The organism is Caldimonas tepidiphila (assembly GCF_003569765.1).
GTDB classification, from domain to species: domain Bacteria; phylum Pseudomonadota; class Gammaproteobacteria; order Burkholderiales; family Burkholderiaceae_C; genus Caldimonas; species Caldimonas tepidiphila.
In genome coordinates, this window is the sequence record NZ_QXMG01000049.1 from 1 (window position 1) to 17,376 (window position 17,376).

The window sequence follows — 17,376 nt, forward strand, 5'->3', positions numbered from 1 at the left end:
TAACTCCGTCCGGGGTCAGGGGAATCTCGCTCTCAATCTATTTGCGCAACAAAGCCAGGTTGAGCAGCCGATGCATGGCATCACGCCACACCAAGAGTTGCGCAAAAGCGCCTACCGCCCTTCGCACTCAGTCGGAACCCTGGTTGGCAGCGTCATCTGGATCTTGCAACTGCGGGATTCCCGCCATGCCCGACTCCATCTCGGCCTCTAGTTCATCGAGTTCCTCGAACAGCGCGTCAAGCACTTGAGCCACCTCCCCGAGGCGGGCAGCCTGCTCGTCAATCCGCTTGCGAAGTTGCGCCACCGCCTGATCGTATTCTTGCTTGCTCTTCATCCTGCCATCTTCCCCTGAATTGCCTTGGAGGAACTGACACAAGTGCAATTTTTGCCGCAGTAAGCCACAGGAACCCCATCGACGAGGGGGGACGGGCCGCCAACAGCTCCCGCGCGGCTCCCTCGAGCCTGCGGCGATAGCTCTGACTCATTGCTCCACCGACATGGCACGCAGCCTTCGCGCACCTGCCCGCTCGAAAGGCGCCGTTACTAACAGAACGAAGCCATCCCCCTGCCCTCCCCGCACGAAGGATGCCCAAAGAAAAAAGCCCAAGCAGATCAACTACTTGGGCTTTGTTCTGGCGGAGAGAGCGGGACACTCCGCCAAAGCATCATTTTTCCCCATGACGCTGGGGCAGAAGAGGGTCAACGTGGGGGAAAGGCGTGGGGTAAACTGCCTCGCTCAACCCGGAGCCCCCATGCCCCACATCGAGAAGTGCCGGAACCTCTGGTACGCCACACTGAAGGTCCCCGCGGCGCTACGCAACAAGGTCGGCAAGACGAAGTTCAAGCAGTCCCTCGGCACTGCGGACAAGCGCCGTGCGCAGGCTCTTGCCGCCCCGCTCGTGGCCCTCTGGAAGGCCAAGCTGCGGCAGGTAGCGGGCGAGGAGGATGCCGTACAGCGCGAGGCGCTGCGCTGGCGTGAGGCCATCGCAGAAGTGAAGGCCGCTGGCGATACTGAGGCCGTCCAGTTGATTCAGTCGCTGATGGCCGCCGAGGCAGAGAACATCGAGGAGCAGCGGGGCGCGCACGAGGCGGAGCGGTTCGCTGGCGTTGCCTCGGGCCACAAGACCCCCACCGGCCTGCACTTCCAGGAGTGGAAGGCGTCCATCACCCACTTGGAGCAGAAGACCCAGGACCAGTACGTCAAGGACGTACGGCACTTGGTAGACCAGTTCGCCGCCTTGGAGGACATCACGCCACAAGCAGGGCGGAGGTGGATGGAGCAGCTACAGCAGAGCGGGACCTCCCCCTCGTCACTGAAGCGCATGCTCTCCTGCTGGCGCAGCTACTGGCGCTACCTAGGAACCATTGATGCGGTCCCGCCCAATAGCTTCCCCTTCAGCAGAGACAACATCCGCGAGGCCCGCAGGGTCCCCAATGACTCCTGGAGCCCCTTTGCACCGGCGGATGTTCCGAGGCTGTGGCAGGCGGCCAAGGAGAAGAGAGACGGCCCGCTAGCTGATCTGATCATGCTGGGTGCGTACACGGGTGCGCGCATCGAAGAGTTGTGCAGCTTAGAACTGGCTAACGTAGGCCCCCAGTCCTTCCGCATCAAGGACGCGAAGACGTCAGCCGGCTGGCGCGAAGTCCCGATCCACAGCAAGCTGAGGCCACTGATGAAGCGGCTCAGGGAGGAGTCGAGGGACGGCTACCTGCTGACCGGGCTCACCTTTAACAAGTACGGCGACCGCTCCAATGCCATCAGCAAGCGGTTCGGGCGCCTGAAGAGTGGGCTGGGGTTCGGGGAGAACCACGTCTTCCACTCACTACGGAAGACGCTGATCACCCTGCTGGAGGACGCGGGGGTCTCAGAAAACCTTGCGGCGGACATCGTGGGGCACGAGAAGCCCCGCATTACCTACGGGCTGTACTCCGGCGGGGCGTCCCTTGCCACCAAGGCCGAAGCCATCGAGCGCGTCCGGTACGAGGGCCTCGGGCCCTAAGGCCCCCCGGATGTTCACCGCAAAAATCCGAACGGGTATCGGATAAGCACTCCGGCCCGCTTCCCCCCCGTGGGGGTACCCCTTCTGGAGCGGCCAGCAGGCGGCCGTAGCGTCCCGCTGAAGCAACCCTTGCGGGAGAGGGAAGACAGGAGGCAAGGCGAAGGCTCAAAGCGTAGCACGGCCTCCGCTATGGGAGCTTCCCGCGATGCATGCAGATGGGGGGACTGGGCACACTGGCAGCGCTGTAAGCAACACGCAACCAAGCGCAACCAGACCATGCAAACCATTGCCGCCCGTAGCTCCGCCGCCTTCGCTTCCCTGCTGACCCAGACCGCCGCCCTTGCGGTCTCCTGCCTGCGTCCTCTGGTGCGGCACAAGCTGACCGAGGAGGAGTGCGAGGCTGCCGGACTGCCCCTCGGCAGCACCGTCCCCGCCGTCCATGTGCTCCGCGTTGTGGGCTCACCGTGGTGGCGCCTGGGGGCCTGGGCAGACAGGACCGACCCGACCGGGGGCAGCCTACACCTCCGCCTCCTGGGCTGGGAGGGGGAGGTCTACTACTGGCGGCGGGCGGCCAACACCTAAACCCTTCCTCTCGCACAAGGCGGAGTACCGCCCCAAACCTCGGACGGCCGGCAAGGCCCCGGGGGACCTCCCCACCCCTCAACAAGGACCTCCCATGAGGATGATTGCGCGCACGCCCTGCCACCCCAAGCAGCTCCAGCACACCCCAACCGGGGAGCTGCGGGCCTCCATCATGCCGACGACGCTGCGAGACCTCCGGCTCCTCTGGGAGCACCACAACCAGACCGCAGCGGAGGCAGGGACTGGCCTGGAGGCGGCCACGTTCGATGACTTCATGCGCCTGCTGATAGGAGCCTTCCTACAAGCAAGCACCGACACGAGCCGCAGCGCACTTCCACGCGGTCAAATCGCTCCGTAAGCCATTGATTTATAAGGAACTCTCTCCTCGGCAGCCTCCATTCTGTGGTCTAAACCCTCCCCATAGCCCCCACCCTCCCTCCCCCTCCTTCACTCCTTAAGGTAAACCTCAAGGTGACCTCAAGGCAGCCTCATGGGGCCTCTTAGGGAGAGGACAGACCAAGACCACCACGGACCATGATTCCCAGTCCCACCCCCTCCCCCTTCGAGCTGTACGCCAACCTCCCCCAAGACCGAAGGGTCGCAAGGGCAGCAGGGCTCAAGCACTACTTCCCCGCCCTTCGCTGCCTGCAGGGGCACATGTGTCTACGCCGGGTGCATGACGCAAAGTGCCTCCGTTGCCTGGAGGTCGAGCAGCAGGCGAAGAAGGCAGCACAGCAGAAGGAGCTGGACCGCGCTACCGCCAAGGAGCGGGCCATGCAGGCCAAAGAGCGGGCCGCCAAGGAGCAGGCAGCCGAGGAGGCACGGGAGGCACGGGAGGCCAAGGAGGCCGCCAGGAGAGCCGCCAGGAGAGCCGCCAGGGAGGAGCGAGAGCGGGAGCGGAAGAAGGCGAAGGCCGCAGCCACCCGAGCAGCGAACAAGGTCGCCAGGGCGGCAGCCGCAGCCGGGGAGGTCTCCAGCGCCAGCAGCGCCGCTCCTCCTGCTGTCCTCGCCGAGCCGGCGGTCGAGCTGCTGCCCCTGCTGCCACCGCTCTGGGGCGGGGATGCCGGGGACGATGCCGCTCCGTGGGAGTGAGAGCGAGCGCATAAGACAGGCCGCAGCACACGCGAGAGACCGGCGCCAGCCTGGCCCCTCCCCGGCCTCCTGCGGGTCACCACGGGGCCGCCAAGGGCCTCTCAGGGCCCTCTTCCCTCAGGCAGGGACGCTGGCGCAGTACCGCTTGACAGTGGCCGGAGACAGCCGCCAGTGCTCGGCGGTCTCGACGATGGTTGCCCCCTTCTCCCGGCGCCACGCGGCGACCTCCGCCGGGTCTGCCTCCTTCGGCCTGCCCATGCTCGCCTTCCCCCGGTGGGTCCTCCCGGTCTCTGCTAACGAGGCCCGCGCCTTGTCCCGCCCGGCGGCAGTGCGCTCCACGATCCGGGCTCGCTCCATGTCCGCCACCTGGGCCAGGACCGCGAGGATGAGTTCCCCGACCCCCTGCGCGATACGCCCCAAGCCGTGAACTTCGACAGCCACGCCGCGCTGCAGCAGGGCCCGCACGGTCGCTTGCACGTCGAGCGCATCGCGCCCCAGGCGGTCCACCGCGTAGACGTGGAGGGTGTCCCCCTTGCGGATGAACTGGAGCAGGGAGGCGAAGCCGGGCCGCTGGGCCGCCGGGATGATGCCGCTGACCCCCTCGTCCTTGAACTCGTGATCGAAGCTGCCCCCCATGGCGTGGCGCTGGGACTCGATGGTCTGGTCGGTCGTGGAGCAGCGGTAGTAGGCGATGCGGGTCATGGTCTGCGTCCCGGGAGAGGCTCAAAAGGTATGGCTCATATCATGCCTTAGCTCACAACACCCCGCAAGTACCTTTTGCGCCATCACAGGCCCCGCTTCTGGCCATGGCTCATAACTTAGAAGTTCTGACCCCCACTTTTCACCCAACCCCAACGAGTACCCCATGACCATCCGCGTTCAACACATCCCTGAGAGCATCTCCTCCCAAGCGGAGCCGCAGCCGGCAGACCTCGGCCAAGGCAGCGCCCGAGTCCACGCCGGCCCCATCCGCTACGGCCAGGACGCCGGGCACGCCGAACCAGTACAGGCGGGCGTGGCACGTCATCAGGTCAGCTTCGATGGCACCTCCGGCGGCTCCATCCTCGCCACGCGGCAGAAGCATGGCCCGCATGAGACAGTCGAGCTGATCCCCGGCGACCCCAGCAGTCGCACCCTCCTTCGCGTGGCTGTCCGGGAAGGCCTCCTCAAGGAGACCGCGCCGGGAATCTACGCGGACGCCCTCACCTCCACTGGCCAGCAGCGCACTCTGGAGACCGTGCAGGCCGAGCAGCAGCAGGCCGCACACGAGCAGCGGCAGGCCCTGGAGGAGCAGCAGGTGGCCGACAGCGCTGGCATCTTCAACCCACAGGAGGACGCCGCATGGCAGGCCGACATGGAGAGCATCCCCGAGCACGCCTTCCGCTCGACCATGGCAGGCGTGGTCAATGCGGTCACCCTTGGCACCGACTTCAGCGGAGCAGTGGATGCGCTGGTCCGTGATGCGGCTATGGAGCCCGCGCAAGCCACCGAAGTGGTCGAGAACGCCTACTGGGCGCAGGAGCAGATCGTGGCCCGCGCCCTCGCCAAGGTCGGCATCAGCGAGGACATGAAGGAGGCCGCCTATACGGACTTCCAGCAGAACCCGGGCAAGCTGCAGAACGCCCTGCACTACCTGCTGCACGGCCGTGACGTTAGCCACCTCCAGCAGATGGGACGGGACTGGCTGGACCGCACGCAGCGGCAGGCCGCCAGCAAGGGCCCGGAACGCCCCACAGCGAGCCCAGCGAGTGGACTGGAGGGCACCCTACAGGCCGCCGGTTTCGAGACCTCCACGAGCCCGCAGGGCGTGCTGCTGATCAAGACGGGCCCTAGCGGGAAGTGGGTCCCGGCTGCCGATGTGCTGAGGGCGTGAGCCTGGAGGCCCCCGAGAGGATCAGGGGCCTCCAGGGGCTGCGTCTTCTCACAGGTGGCGTTTGCGCGCACCTGTTTTTTTGCGGGCAGACGAACCTAAGGCGGAGCCCCGCCCCGTTTCGCTCCGCCACCCCAGGGGGCCGACGATCAGTTCTTTGGCAGCGCGTTCAGGTACACGCGGAACTGCTCTACCTCGTCAGTATTGAGCCCCACCGCCTCAATGAACGGGGTCAGGTTCGCCTGGGTTAGCAGCAGTCGCCCCCTATTGATAGACGCCCCCGCCCGCTCCAAGACGGAGTCCACCTCCCCTACCCACTTCGACCACCTGCGGAGGTCTTCGTAGCTCAGAGCATCAATGCTCAACTGATCCAACTCCTTCAGTTGCTCCTCCAGTGTGATCACCAGAAGTTGAAGGAGGTTGTTCTCCGGGTAGAGGGCCTCTAGGCCCACCACCTCTGCCACCGGCACCTCGATGACATGGGGGCGCGGGAGACGGCGGCCCTGCGCCTGCTCGATCTGCTCCACCTCATGAGGTGTTGCTTCACGTACTGCATGAAGGACAGTCTGCCGCGTCTTTACCATTTCCATGATGCGGCGGACCACCTTGGCCGGCACGCCCTTGCCTCCCTCTATTAGAGGTAGGCTTGTCTTGTAGACCCAATTACCTCCCCGGTCCTGTACACGCATCTCCGTGACTTGGTCTGCGACCTCCTCCAGCCGCATGTAGAACCCCCACAGCTTCTCGCGGTTCTGCTTCTCGGTGAGGTCCCGGTCGAACTTGTTGGACAGCGTCTCGAAGTCCACGCCGAAGTACGTCTTCCCGCAGTCCTTGCCAATGTTGGTTTCCCGGCCGTCCTTGGTGACCACGATATAGCCACGGCCGTGCGGCTTTTGGCAGTTAGACAGCCCGCAGGGAACCCAGTCGCGGAAGGCATACCGGCCAATGATGGTCTGGAGTTCATGCGCTTGAGGGTCCAAGCTGCTTGTGAAGCCGGCGCGGCTGGTGATGTCCTCCCAGCTCTCCACGGTGATGATCTCTTTGGTGTTCGACAGGACGATCAAGCGGGGGCCTCCTCAAGGTCAGGCAGGTAGTTGCGAAGCGGCAACGAAAAAGGGCCCGGAGGGGTTAACCTCAGGGCCCTTTTGCGTGGGGGAAACACGTGGGGGAAACTTGCTTCCCCCCTGATCGCTAAGTCCTTGTTTTGCAAGGCTTTTTTTAGTTCTCAGTGTAGTGGCGGAGAGAGCGGGATTCGAACCCGCGGTGGGCTGTTAACCCACACACGCTTTCCAGGCGTGCGACTTAAACCACTCATCCATCTCTCCAGGATTCGGGTCTCGCGCTAGCGAAGTTCGCCATTGTAGCAAGTTTTTGGAAGAAAAAAGCCCGCCTTGCGGCGGGCTCGTGCGGCGATGCTTCGCGGAGCGTCGCTCGTGATGTCGGAGTCGCTCAGCGGACCACGGCGATCTGCTCGCGCTTGCCACCCTTGAAGGTGAACAGCGTCAGCGCGCCGTTCTTGATGTCGCCCTTCTCGTCGAAGCCGATCGCGCCGGTCACGCCCTTGTAGCCGTCGGTCTTCGCCAGCACCGGAAGGTACTTGGCAGGCTCCGTCGAGCCGGCCTTCTGCATCGCGGCGACCATCACGTTGACGGCGTCGTAGACGTAGGGCGCGTAGAGCTGCACGTCGGTGTTGAACTTCTTCTTGAAGGCGACACGGAAGTCCTCCATCGCCTTCTTCTCGGCCCCCTCGACCCCGCCGGCCTCGGCGCAGACGACCTGGCCGTCGGCCAGCGTGCCGGAGGCGAGCTTGGGCAGCTCGCCCGTGCAGATGCCGTCGCCGCCCATGAACTTGACGTTGAGGCCGAGCTGCTTCATCTGGCGCAGCATCGGGCCGGCCACCGCGTCCATGCCGCCATAGAAGACCACGTCCGGCTTCTTGGCCTTGATGGAGGTCAGGATGGCGGTGAAGTCCGTCGCCTTGTCGTTGGTGAACTCGCGTGCGACGATCTTGCCGCCGGAGGCCTTCACGCCCTTCTCGAATTCGTCGGCCACGCCCTGCCCGTAGGCGGTGCGGTCGTCGATCACCGCGATGCTCTTGCCCTTGAGCTCGTTGACGGCGTAGCGGCCGAGCGTGCCGCCGAGATGCACGTCGTCAGCCACGACGCGGAAGGCGGTCTTGAAGCCCTGGCGGGTGTACTTGGGGTTGGTCGCCGACGGCGAGATCTGCGGGACGCCCGCGTCGCTGTAGATCTTGGAGGCCGGGATCGTGGTGCCGGAGTTCAGGTGCCCGACCACGCCCACGACCTTGGAGTCGATCAGCTTCTGCGCCGCCGCGGTGCCCTGCTTCGGATCGCCCGCGTCATCCTCGGCCAGCAGTTCGAACCGGACCTTCTTGCCGCCGATCGTCACGCCCTTGGCATTGAGTTCGTCGATCGCCATGCGGGCGCCCATCTCGTTGTCCTTGCCGAGGTGCGCGATCGCACCGCTGGTCGGACCCACGTGCCCGATGCGCACCACCTCCTGTGCCATGACCGCACCGCCCATCGACAGCGCCATGGCTCCCACGATCAGATTCACTTTGTAGTTCATGAACTTACTCCAGTTTGGGAAACGTTGAGGGGACCTTTATTGCTCAACCCCCGAACGATACTGCAAAGATCCGCTCCCGGGCTTCATGGTCAGCCCGGGGCTGCGCGCCGGTCAGCGCGCGCGGGAGCGCGACAACTCCTGCACCACGGCGCGCGACAGGATCTCGCCGAGCATCGAGGCCAGGTCGTCTCGGGCCTCACGGATCATCTGGTCGGTGGCGCGCGCGATCGCGGGCGCGAGGATCTCCCGCAGCCGCGTCTCGAGCATCAGGTCGACCTGGAGTTCGAGTTCGCGCATCACGCGGCTGATCAGCTCGCCCTCCGTGATCGCGAGACCGCCCGGGCCTGCGTCCGGCGTCGGTTCGGCCGGGGACTCGACGATCTCGGTCAGGACCGGCAGCGGGTGGGGGGGCAGCGCGCGCGGCAGGCTCATGGAGCGACCTCGTGTTTCTTGATGGTGTAGCCGCGCTCGGCGTAGTGCTTCCATCGCTGGCGGCCCGCCTGGCGTTCCTGCGGGTCGCGCGAGACGAGCTCGATCAGGCGCTCGAAACGCTCGAAGCCCGCCGGGACCTCGGCACCGAGGTTGACCAGCACGTTCGTCGGCGGCAGCCCCTCGGTGGAGGGTGCCAGCCAGATCGCGGTGTGCGCGGCGAGCGGGCCGCTCGCCTGCCGCACGTGCGCATGCGGCACGAACTCGCGCGGCTCGAAAGTCCACAGCGCACGGTCGAGTTCGCGCAGCAGCGGCTCGGGCCCGAGCGCCGCCACGCGCGCGCCGGCACGCCAGGCCTTGCGCAGCAGCCGGCAGGCGTAGTCGAGCCGGTCGGGCATGTTGAAGTGGAAGGTGATCTCGGTCATGCCGCCGCCCTGGGGGCCACTCGACGAGGCTGGCCCGCCACTCTCAACGCGCCCGGCCGAGCACGAAATGCGTCAGCAGCGGCACCGGGCGGCCGGTCGCGCCCTTGGCCGCGCCGGATTTCCAGGCGGTGCCGGCGATGTCGAGGTGCGCCCAGCGGTACTTGCCGGTGAACTTGCGCAGGAACATCGCCGCGGTGACCGCGCCGCCGGCGCGCCCGCCGACGTTGCCCATGTCGGCGAAGTTGCTCTTGAGCGCCTCGTCGTACTCCTCGTCGAGCGGCATGCGCCAGCAGGGGTCGAGCGCCGCCTGCCCGGACAGCTCCAGCGCCTGCGCGAGCTCGTCATCGGCGGTGAAGAGGCCGCTGCGGTGGTGGCCGAGCGCGATCACGCAGGCGCCGGTGAGCGTGGCGATGTCGATCACGACCGCCGGCTTGAAGCGCTCGACGTAGGTCAGCGCGTCGCACAGGATCAGCCGCCCTTCCGCATCGGTGTTGAGGATCTCGATGGTCTGGCCGGACATGCTCGTGACCACGTCGCCGGGCTTGACCGCGCGGCCGTCGGGCATGTTCTCGCAGGCCGGGATCACGCCGACGACGTTGACCTTCGGCTTGAGGCGGCCGATCGCGGCGAAGGTGCCGAGCACGCTCGCCGCGCCGCCCATGTCGAACTTCATCTCGTCCATCTCGGCGGCGGGCTTGATCGAGATGCCGCCGGTGTCGAAGGTGATGCCCTTGCCGACCAGCACCACCGGCGCCTCGCCGCGGCCCGCGCCCTCGTGCTTCATCACGATGAAGCGCAGCGGCTCCTCGCTGCCCTGCGCGACGGCGAGGAAGGCGCCCATGCCGAGCTTCTCGACCGCGCGGCGATCGAGCACCTCGACCTTGAAGCCGTGCTGCTGGCCGAGCTCGCGCGCCTGCTCCGCGAGGAAGCTCGGCGTGCAGTGGTTGCCGGGACGGTTGGCGCATTCGCGCGCGACGCGCACGCCTTCGGCGATCGCGCTGCCGCGCGCGAGTGCGGCGTCGAGCGCGCGCGCCTCGGTCTTCGCGCACAGCAGGCTCACGCGCTGCGGCTCCCAGGCCGGCTGGGCGCTCGGCTTGGTGTGACGGTAGACGTAGGCGGCATCCGAGAAGGCGGCGACCAGCGCCTCGGCGTGCTCGGCGGTCAGCCCGGTGTCGCCGGCCAGCAGCACGCCGAGCTGCTTCGCGGGGCCGTTCTTCAGCAGGCCGATGGCGGACGCGAGCGCGTTGCGCAGCGCCTTCGCGCCGGCGTCGGCGGCGGTCGCGAGCACGACGCGGCGCACCTTCAGGCCGGGCGGCCGGTGGATGTAGAGCGTGCGCCCGGGCTTGAGCTGGAGGTCGCCGGCCGCGAGGGCGTCGGCGACCAGCTCGTTCAGCGGCGACTCGAGCGACTGCGCGTCGGCATCGACCGGCAGCACGACGACGAGCGTGTCGCCGGAAAGCTTGGCAAGTCCGCCGGCTCCGGCGGTCTGGGAACGGAAGTCCATAATGTCGGGGCCCTTGTGATCCATTGATGTTATTCGATTCCTCCCTCCGACGAGAGCTGGCCCGCAGCTTCGGCGCGACCCTCGCGATCCTGCTGACCATCGTGATGACGATGATGCTGATCCGCATGCTCGGGCAGGCGGCGAGCGGCGCGGTCGCGCCCCAGCATGTCGTGCTGCTGATGGGCTTCACAGTGCTCGGGCACCTGCCGACGCTGCTGAGCCTGTCGCTGTTCGTCGCCGTCGTCAGCACGCTGTCGCGCATGTACCGCGACAGCGAGATGACGATCTGGTTCGCCAGCGGCCTGGCGCTGCGGCGCTTCGTGCGCCCGGTGGCGCGACTGGCATGGCCGGTGGTGCTGGGCGTGGGGCTGCTGTCGCTGTTCGCCTGGCCGTGGAGCCACCGCTACATCGCCGAGCTGCGGCAGCTCTACGAGCAGCGCTCCGATCTGTCGCGCGTCGCGCCGGGCCAGTTCCAGAGCTCGCGCGACGGCCGGCGCGTCTTCTTTATCGAGCGCAACACCGATGACGGCAGCACCGGCCGCAACGTCTTCATCCTCACGAGCGAGGGCGAGCGCGAGTCGGTGACCTCGGCGCGCTCGGGCCGGCTGGAGACGGTGGGAGACGACCGGGTGCTGGTGCTCGACAAGGGCCAGCGCGTGGACCTCGACCTCGCCAGCGGCGAGCGCCGCATCGCGCGCTTCGAGACCTACCGCATCGTGGTCGGCGAGCACACGCAGGCCGGCGCGGACAACCGGCCGCCGCGCGCGCGCAGCACGCCGGAGCTGCTGCGCGAGCCGACGCCGCGCCATCTCGGCGAGCTGGTGTGGCGGCTCGGCGCGCCGCTGACGGCGATCAACCTGATGGTGCTCGGGCTCGGCCTCGCGGCGACGAATCCGCGGCGCGGCAGCAGCTGGAACCTGATCCTCGCGCTGCTGACCTTCGTCGTCTACTTCAACCTGCTCAACCTGAGCCAGGCCTGGGTGGCGAGCGAGCGGCTCGGCCCGCTCACCGCGCTCGCGCTCGTGCACGGCGGCATGGCCCTGCTGGCCTGGGGACTGCTGTGGTGGCGCGACGGCGACCTGCGGCTGCGGCGCGGCGCACGGGGAGCGGCGGCATGAGGACGGTGCGGCGCCTGCTCTACGGCGACATCCTGTCGGCGGTGGCCTTCACGGCCGTTGCCTTCCTCGCGCTGTTCTTCTTCATCGACTTCGTCGAGGAGCTCGAGGACCTGGGCCGCAACGGCTACGAGCTGCACGAGGCGCTGCTGCACAGCCTGCTGCAGATGCCGGGGCACCTGTACGAGCTCGCGCCGATCGCGGTGCTGATCGGCACGATCTTCTCGATGGCGCGCCTGGCGCAATCCTCCGAGTTCACGATCCTGCGCACCAGCGGCCTCGGGCCGCTGCGCGCGCTCGGGTTGCTCACGGTGCTCGGCGTGATGTTCGGCCTGCTCACCTTCGCCGTCGGCGACTACGTCGCGCCGCTGGCCGAGCAGCAGGCGGTGCTGCTGAAGTCGCAGCAGGGCCAGGGCGGGGGCGCTGGCGCATGGCTCAAGGACCGGCGCGTCACCGCGGAAGGCGAGCGCAGCTACTCGATCCACGTCGGCAGTGCCTCGGTGGACGGCGACCTGCGCCAGGTGCGCATCTTCGAGTTCGACACCGACGGCCGCCTGGTGCGCCGCATCGGCGCCGAGCGTGGGCAGGTCATCGACGGCGAGGGCTGGCGGCTGGAGAACGTGCGCATCAGCCGCTGGCACGGCGACGATGGCCGCGACGCGCCACGGCTCGCCGACCTGAGGCAGCCCGAACTCGAGTGGCCGAACGCGATCGGGCGCGGGGTGCTGGCTGCCGCGGTGCTGCGGCCGAAGGACATGTCGACCGTCGAGCTGTGGCGCTACACCGGCCATCTTGCCGACAACGAGCAGGCTGGCCAGCGCTACGAGATCCAGTTCTGGCGCAAGGCGCTCTACCCGCTCGCCTGCCTCGTGATGATGGCGCTCGCCCTGCCCTTCGCCTACCTGCGCGCGCGCTCCGGCGGCGTGAGCCTGAAGGTATTCGGCGGCATCATGCTCGGCATCAGCTTCGTGCTGCTCAACAACGTCGCCGCGCACATCGGCCTGCTGCAGAACTGGACCCCGTGGCTGGTCGCCGCGGCACCGAGCCTGCTCTACCTGGCCCTGTCGCTGGCCGCCTTCCACTGGCTGGTACGCCACCGCTGAACCCCCACCCCTGCCATGACCCGAGGCCTCCTTCTCTTCGCCCACGGTGCCCGCGACCCCAACTGGGCGACGCCTTTCGACGAGGTGGCGCGCCGCGTGCGCGAAGCCGCCCCCGACCTCGCCGTCGAGCTCGCCTTCCTCGAGTTCATGACGCCGGACATCGCGACCGCCGGCGCGCGGCTGGCCGGGCGCGGCTGCGACACGGTGAGCGTGGTGCCGCTGTTCCTCGGTGCGGGGGGGCATGTGCGCAAGGACCTGCCTGCGCTGCTGGAAGAACTGTCCCGCGCCCACCCGCAGGTGCGCTGGCAGCTGCAGCCGGCGGTCGGCGAGCTGGCACCGGTGATCGAGGCGATGGCGCGCATGGCGCTCTCGCTGGCCGGCGACTGAGGCCGCGGGCGACGCGGGCAGCCGGCGCCGCCCGCGGGGATAATCGAGCCCGCCTGCACCACCCTCCTCGCCATGAACCTGCACCAGTTCCGCTTCGTCCAGGAGGCGGTGCGCCGCAACCTGAATCTCACCGAGACCGCCAAGGCGCTCTACACCTCCCAGCCCGGCATCTCGAAGGCCATCCTCGAGCTCGAGGAGGAGCTCGGCGTCGACATCTTCGCGCGCCACGGCAAGCGGCTGCGCCGCGTCACCGAGCCGGGACGGCAGGTGCTCAAGTCGATCGAGATCATCCTGCGCGAGGTCGGCAACCTCAAGCGCATCGGCGAGGAGTTCTCGAAGCAGGACGCGGGCACGCTGTCGATCGCGGCGACGCACACGCAGGCGCGCTACGTGCTGCCTGCGCCGGTGGCGCAGCTGCGCAAGCGCTTCCCGAAGGTGCACGTGAGCCTGCACCAGGGCACGCCCGAGCAGGTGGCGCAGATGCTGATCGAGGAGCAGGCCGAGATCGGCATGGCGACCGAGACGCTGGCGCACCGGGAGGAGCTGGTCACGCTGCCCTGCTACGAGTGGCAGCACGTGGTGGTGATGCCGGCCGAGCATCCGCTCGCCCGGGTCGAGCACCTGACGCTCGAGCAGCTCGCGGCCGAGCCGCTGATCTCCTACCACCCCTCCTTCACCGGCCGCACGAAGATCGACCACGCCTTCGCGCTGAAGCAGCTCAAGCCCACCGTGGTGCTGGAAGCGATCGACGCCGACGTGATCAAGACCTACGTGCGGCTCGGCCTCGGCATCGGCGTGGTGGCCGAGATGGCGGTGCGCGACGACCCGCCCAGCAGCGAGCTCGTGTGGCGGCCGGTCGGCCACCTGTTCGGCACCAACGTGGCGCGCGTGGCCTTCAAGCGCGGCGCCTACCTGCGCAATTTCGTCTACGCCTTCGCCGAGCTGACCTCGGAGCGGCTGACGCGCTCGCTGATCGAACGCGCGATGGGCGCGGAAGGACAACTCTATGAACTCTGAACCTGAACGGACGAACGTCCAGACTTCGTCGCCGCGCACGCCGGCGCTGCAGAGCAAGCTGCCGCGGGTCGGCACCACCGTGTTCACCGTGATGTCGGCGCTCGCGCAGCAGCACGGCGCGGTCAACCTCGGCCAGGGATTCCCGGACTTCCCCTGCGATCCCGCACTGGTGGACTGCGTCACCGACGCGATGCGCGCCGGCCACAACCAGTACCCGCCGATGACCGGGGTCCCGGCGCTGCGCGAGGCGATCGCCGCGAAGATCGCGACGCTCTACGGGCACCGCTACGACGCGAACAGCGAGATCACCGTGACCGCGGGCGCGACGCAGGCGATCCTGACCGCGATCCTCGCCGTCGTGCGCCCCGGCGACGAGGTGATCGTGCTCGAGCCCTGCTACGACAGCTACGAGCCGAACATCGCGCTGGCCGGGGGCAAGGCGGTGTTCGTGCCGCTCGGCCGCGATGGCGAGGCCGGCAGCTTCCGGCCCGACTTCGAGCGCATCGCCGCCGCGATCACGCCGCGCACGCGGGCGATCCTCGTCAACACGCCGCACAACCCGAGCGCGACGGTCTGGAGCGCCGAGGACATGCAACGGCTCGACGAGCTGCTGCGCCCGACCGACATCCTGGTGATCTCCGACGAGGTCTACGAGCACATGGTGTTCGACGGCCGCGCGCACGAGAGCGTCGCACGCCACCCGCATCTGGCAGCGCGCAGCTTCATCGTCTCGAGCTTCGGCAAGACCTATCACGTCACCGGCTGGAAGGTCGGCTACGTCGCCGCGCCCGCGCCTCTGATGGCCGAGTTCCGCAAGGTCCACCAGTTCAACGTCTTCACCGTCAACACGCCGGTGCAGCACGGCCTGGCGCGCTACATGGCCGAGCCGCGCCCCTACCTCGAGCTGCCGGCCTTCTATCAGCGCAAGCGCGACCTGTTTCGCGACGGGCTGGCGCGCACCCGCTTCCGGCTGCTGCCGAGCGAGGGCAGCTATTTCCAGTGCGTCGACTACTCGGCGATCAGCGAGCTCGGGGAGAGCGACTTCTGCCGCTGGCTCACTGCCGAGATCGGCGTGGCGGCAATCCCGCTGTCGGCCTTCTACGAGGGCGGACGCGAGCAGGGCATCGTGCGCTTCTGCTTCGCCAAGCGCGACGAGACGCTGCACGCGGCGTTGGAGCGGCTCGCCCGCCTGTGACGCCGGGCTCGCGGGCCGTGGCGACCGCCGGCACCCGCGCTCAGCGGTTGTCGATGACGATCTCGGCGGGGTTGGGTGCCTGGAACTCCATCGGCTCGAACTCGAGTTCGGGCAGTTCCAGATGCGCCGCGACCTTCGTGACGTCCTGCGCCTCCGCCACCGGGTCCGCCTTTGCCCCTCGAGAATCCAGCCGCTCGGTCCACGGATCCCCGTGCAGGAGCGACAGGGACGGCATCGCGAGGGCCCGGGACGGAGTCGCCTCGCTGTACAGGAGACCTTCGTTGACAGCAGTCCTGGCAGCCGGCGTCCCGGCCTCGCTGCCCCCCCTGTAGCGCACCACCGCGTACAGCAGCAGCAGGTCCCGGCAGGCGGGCAGATCCGGCATGGCACCACCCCGGGCATCGCCCCCCAGGAGCAGGCTCTCCAGCAACGCCACCGTGTCTTCGGTGCTGTGCCACAGCCGCTCCAGGCGCTCGATCAGGGCCGGGTCATCCTCCAGCGAGCCGCCCCGGTCCAGGTCGGCCTCCCAGGCGGGCGCGATGCAGGCGAAGCGCCCGGCGAAACGGGAAGCCTCTCGCTCGAACGCCGGGCGGTTGCCGCGGCGCTGGTGCAGCGCGAGCAGTTCCAGCCAGGGCAGCAGGCTGCCGGCGGGGTCCTGCCCGACATGAGACTGCAGCAACTCGATCGCCGCCTCCTCCTGCCCGAGTGCGACGAGAAACGCCGACTGCTGGTCCAGGTCGAGCAGGTCCTCGAGCGTGCTTGCATTCTTGCCGGAAGCGGATGCGGCCGGCGTCGAGTCCGGGCCGGATCCGGGCTCGACGGTCGGGAATGGCGAGGACGGGACGAGCTGCGGCACCACCGCCGGCGCGGTCCCCGCCATCCAGAAGACGGGTTCGGACTCGGTGCGCGCGGAGCCCGGCAAGGCGGACGAAGGCTGCGCGGCGGTCTCCATCGGCGCCCGCGAACGCGGCTCAAGAGGCTCGTTCCACACCGCCGCCATCGCACGGTCGCGCCGCCGCTCCACCAGCAGCCAGCCCACCGCCGCGGCGAGCGCGAGACTGAAGCCGCCGAGCGCATAGAGCAGCGGGTGGGCCTCGCGCACCTGCGCCGCTTCGCGGTCGCGCGACTCCAGCGCCTGCAGGCTCTGGCGTGTCAGCGCCAGTTCGCTGCGCAGATCCGCAAGCGTGAGCTCCAGCGCCTGCACGCGTGCCGCCTCGGGGGCGGGCCGCTCGCCCGGCTCGCCGCCCGGGGTGCTCGCGGCCCCCTCGCGGTCCGCCACCGGGGCGGGCGTCGCCTGCAACGGCAGGACCGGCTCGAGCCGCAGGCGCGGCGCGGCGGCCTTCGGTTCAGTGCTCGCTGCCGCGACCACGGCCAGCCCCGCGGCAGGTGCAGGCATCGACTCGACGGAAGGCGCTTTCGTCCGAGGCCGCGACGGGGGTGCTTGTTCCTGAAGGCTGGGGGGCTGCGCACGCCCGTCCGAGGCCGAGCCACGGGAAGCCGTGGCACGGCCGGAGGGCGCAGCGGCGACTGCGGCCGCTGCCGGCACGGCAGCCACTGCGGGCATCTGCACGGGCTGCACGCCCGACGGCGGATCGGCGAAGGCGACGAACTCGCGTGCCACCGCCACGCTGCATCCGGTGGTGACCACGATCGAGACCACCGGTTCGTCGACCCCCGGGATCGTGGAGATGCGCAACAGGCGCTCGCCCGCTGCGCTGCCGTCCAGCCGTGTCCGCACCTGCCCCGCGGGAAGCCGCTGGTCGCCGAAGAACACCTTCGCCTCCACGCACTCGGGAGCGAGTTGCTCGCCGTCCTCGAGACGAACCGGTACCGTGACCTCGAGCGACTGCCCCAGCACCGCGTGCAGGCGGGCCGGCCCGAGCCCGATCGCCCAGCCTCCCGTCGATGTGCCGAGCAGGGCGGCTGCAATCGCCGCCTTGGTGCTTGTTTTTCTCTTCATGCCGGAGCCTCAACCTGCTACAGGCGGCGACTCTAGCATCGGGCTGAACACAAAAATTTGCAACTGTAGCCTGCGATCCACATTCCTCCACATTCGGAAGGAGCGCAG

General features: G+C 68.3%; 16 protein-coding genes and 1 tRNA gene. 8 read left to right on the top strand and 9 right to left on the bottom strand.

The window, feature by feature from the left end; translation table 11 throughout:
* Positions 1–127: 127 nt before the first annotated feature.
* Positions 128–334, bottom strand: coding sequence for a hypothetical protein (locus D3A59_RS19355; RefSeq protein WP_119156972.1), 207 nt, complete (start codon positions 332–334; stop codon positions 128–130).
* A 418-nt stretch (positions 335–752) separates the two neighbouring features.
* On the opposite strand from D3A59_RS19355, the gene D3A59_RS19360 reads away from it, so the two are divergent.
* Both D3A59_RS19360 and D3A59_RS25860 read left to right on the top strand, forming a co-directional pair.
* Positions 753–2,000: a tyrosine-type recombinase/integrase gene (locus tag D3A59_RS19360; RefSeq protein WP_170162367.1), complete on the top strand. Its 1,248-nt coding sequence runs from the start codon at positions 753–755 to the stop codon at positions 1,998–2,000.
* A gap of 1,116 nt (positions 2,001–3,116) precedes the next feature.
* Entirely contained in the window at positions 3,117–3,674 is a 558-nt protein-coding gene (locus tag D3A59_RS25860) for a hypothetical protein (protein WP_119156976.1), read from the top strand.
* A gap of 117 nt (positions 3,675–3,791) precedes the next feature.
* Here D3A59_RS25860 and D3A59_RS19380 read toward each other — a convergent pair whose 3' ends face one another.
* Positions 3,792–4,376 (bottom strand): recombinase family protein, encoded by a 585-nt coding sequence (locus D3A59_RS19380; RefSeq protein ID WP_119156977.1) that lies wholly within the window; start codon positions 4,374–4,376, stop codon positions 3,792–3,794.
* Between the two features lie 163 nt (positions 4,377–4,539).
* Between D3A59_RS19380 and D3A59_RS19385 the strand changes: the two genes are divergently transcribed.
* Entirely contained in the window at positions 4,540–5,547 is a 1,008-nt protein-coding gene (locus tag D3A59_RS19385) for a hypothetical protein (RefSeq protein WP_119156978.1), read from the top strand.
* Positions 5,548–5,693: 146 nt separating this feature from the next.
* Here D3A59_RS19385 and D3A59_RS19390 read toward each other — a convergent pair whose 3' ends face one another.
* The 6 genes from D3A59_RS19390 to D3A59_RS19415 all read right to left on the bottom strand — a co-directional run bounded on the left by D3A59_RS19390 (position 5,694) and on the right by D3A59_RS19415 (position 10,491).
* A complete protein-coding gene (locus D3A59_RS19390) occupies positions 5,694–6,608 on the bottom strand; it encodes a hypothetical protein (RefSeq protein WP_119156979.1) in 915 nt (304 codons plus the stop codon).
* 170 nt (positions 6,609–6,778) lie between these two features.
* Positions 6,779–6,869 (bottom strand) — tRNA-Ser (locus D3A59_RS19395).
* Between the two features lie 124 nt (positions 6,870–6,993).
* A complete protein-coding gene (locus D3A59_RS19400; protein ID WP_419187266.1) occupies positions 6,994–8,100 on the bottom strand; it encodes a branched-chain amino acid ABC transporter substrate-binding protein in 1,107 nt (368 codons plus the stop codon).
* Between the two features lie 144 nt (positions 8,101–8,244).
* Complete coding sequence (locus D3A59_RS19405) at positions 8,245–8,565, bottom strand: hypothetical protein (protein WP_119156981.1); 321 nt, start codon at positions 8,563–8,565, stop codon at positions 8,245–8,247.
* A complete protein-coding gene (locus D3A59_RS19410) occupies positions 8,562–8,987 on the bottom strand; it encodes a DNA polymerase III subunit chi (protein ID WP_119156982.1) in 426 nt (141 codons plus the stop codon). Before D3A59_RS19410 ends, D3A59_RS19405 begins: the two co-directional genes overlap by 4 nt.
* A gap of 43 nt (positions 8,988–9,030) precedes the next feature.
* Positions 9,031–10,491, bottom strand: coding sequence for a leucyl aminopeptidase (locus D3A59_RS19415; RefSeq protein ID WP_119157007.1), 1,461 nt, complete (start codon positions 10,489–10,491; stop codon positions 9,031–9,033).
* Between the two features lie 26 nt (positions 10,492–10,517).
* Between D3A59_RS19415 and lptF the strand changes: the two genes are divergently transcribed.
* From lptF to D3A59_RS19440, 5 genes are all read left to right on the top strand, one after another.
* Positions 10,518–11,609 carry an LPS export ABC transporter permease LptF gene (gene lptF, locus D3A59_RS19420; RefSeq protein WP_119156983.1) on the top strand — a complete coding sequence of 364 codons (1,092 nt, stop codon included), beginning with the start codon at positions 10,518–10,520 and terminating at the stop codon, positions 11,607–11,609.
* The gene (gene lptG, locus D3A59_RS19425) at positions 11,606–12,709 is read left to right on the top strand and encodes an LPS export ABC transporter permease LptG (RefSeq protein ID WP_119156984.1); all 1,104 of its coding nucleotides are present in this window, start codon (positions 11,606–11,608) and stop codon (positions 12,707–12,709) included. The genes lptF and lptG overlap by 4 nt, the downstream gene beginning before the upstream one ends.
* A gap of 15 nt (positions 12,710–12,724) precedes the next feature.
* Entirely contained in the window at positions 12,725–13,096 is a 372-nt protein-coding gene (locus D3A59_RS19430) for a sirohydrochlorin chelatase (protein WP_119156985.1), read from the top strand.
* 72 nt (positions 13,097–13,168) lie between these two features.
* Positions 13,169–14,113 carry a CysB family HTH-type transcriptional regulator gene (locus D3A59_RS19435; protein ID WP_119156986.1) on the top strand — a complete coding sequence of 315 codons (945 nt, stop codon included), beginning with the start codon at positions 13,169–13,171 and terminating at the stop codon, positions 14,111–14,113.
* A complete protein-coding gene (locus tag D3A59_RS19440) occupies positions 14,103–15,308 on the top strand; it encodes a pyridoxal phosphate-dependent aminotransferase (protein ID WP_119156987.1) in 1,206 nt (401 codons plus the stop codon). Before D3A59_RS19435 ends, D3A59_RS19440 begins: the two co-directional genes overlap by 11 nt.
* A gap of 40 nt (positions 15,309–15,348) precedes the next feature.
* Here D3A59_RS19440 and D3A59_RS19445 read toward each other — a convergent pair whose 3' ends face one another.
* Positions 15,349–17,268 (bottom strand): hypothetical protein, encoded by a 1,920-nt coding sequence (locus tag D3A59_RS19445; RefSeq protein ID WP_119156988.1) that lies wholly within the window; start codon positions 17,266–17,268, stop codon positions 15,349–15,351.
* Between the last annotated feature and the right edge of the window lie 108 nt (positions 17,269–17,376).

Excerpts from the sequence above, each read along its gene's own strand:
- D3A59_RS19355 (WP_119156972.1), bottom strand. The coding sequence starts at position 334 with ATGAAGAGCAAGCAAGAATACGATCAGGCGGTGGCGCAACTTCGCAAG.
- D3A59_RS19360 (WP_170162367.1), top strand. The coding sequence starts at position 753 with ATGCCCCACATCGAGAAGTGCCGGAACCTCTGGTACGCCACACTGAAG.
- D3A59_RS25860 (WP_119156976.1), top strand. The coding sequence starts at position 3,117 with ATGATTCCCAGTCCCACCCCCTCCCCCTTCGAGCTGTACGCCAACCTC.
- D3A59_RS19380 (WP_119156977.1), bottom strand. The coding sequence starts at position 4,376 with ATGACCCGCATCGCCTACTACCGCTGCTCCACGACCGACCAGACCATC.
- D3A59_RS19385 (WP_119156978.1), top strand. The coding sequence starts at position 4,540 with ATGACCATCCGCGTTCAACACATCCCTGAGAGCATCTCCTCCCAAGCG.
- D3A59_RS19400 (WP_419187266.1), bottom strand. The coding sequence starts at position 8,100 with ATGGCGCTGTCGATGGGCGGTGCGGTCATGGCACAGGAGGTGGTGCGC.
- D3A59_RS19405 (WP_119156981.1), bottom strand. The coding sequence starts at position 8,565 with ATGAGCCTGCCGCGCGCGCTGCCCCCCCACCCGCTGCCGGTCCTGACC.
- D3A59_RS19410 (WP_119156982.1), bottom strand. The coding sequence starts at position 8,987 with ATGACCGAGATCACCTTCCACTTCAACATGCCCGACCGGCTCGACTAC.
- D3A59_RS19415 (WP_119157007.1), bottom strand. The coding sequence starts at position 10,491 with ATGGACTTCCGTTCCCAGACCGCCGGAGCCGGCGGACTTGCCAAGCTT.
- lptF (WP_119156983.1), top strand. The coding sequence starts at position 10,518 with ATGTTATTCGATTCCTCCCTCCGACGAGAGCTGGCCCGCAGCTTCGGC.
- lptG (WP_119156984.1), top strand. The coding sequence starts at position 11,606 with ATGAGGACGGTGCGGCGCCTGCTCTACGGCGACATCCTGTCGGCGGTG.
- D3A59_RS19430 (WP_119156985.1), top strand. The coding sequence starts at position 12,725 with ATGACCCGAGGCCTCCTTCTCTTCGCCCACGGTGCCCGCGACCCCAAC.
- D3A59_RS19435 (WP_119156986.1), top strand. The coding sequence starts at position 13,169 with ATGAACCTGCACCAGTTCCGCTTCGTCCAGGAGGCGGTGCGCCGCAAC.
- D3A59_RS19440 (WP_119156987.1), top strand. The coding sequence starts at position 14,103 with ATGAACTCTGAACCTGAACGGACGAACGTCCAGACTTCGTCGCCGCGC.
- D3A59_RS19445 (WP_119156988.1), bottom strand. The coding sequence starts at position 17,268 with ATGAAGAGAAAAACAAGCACCAAGGCGGCGATTGCAGCCGCCCTGCTC.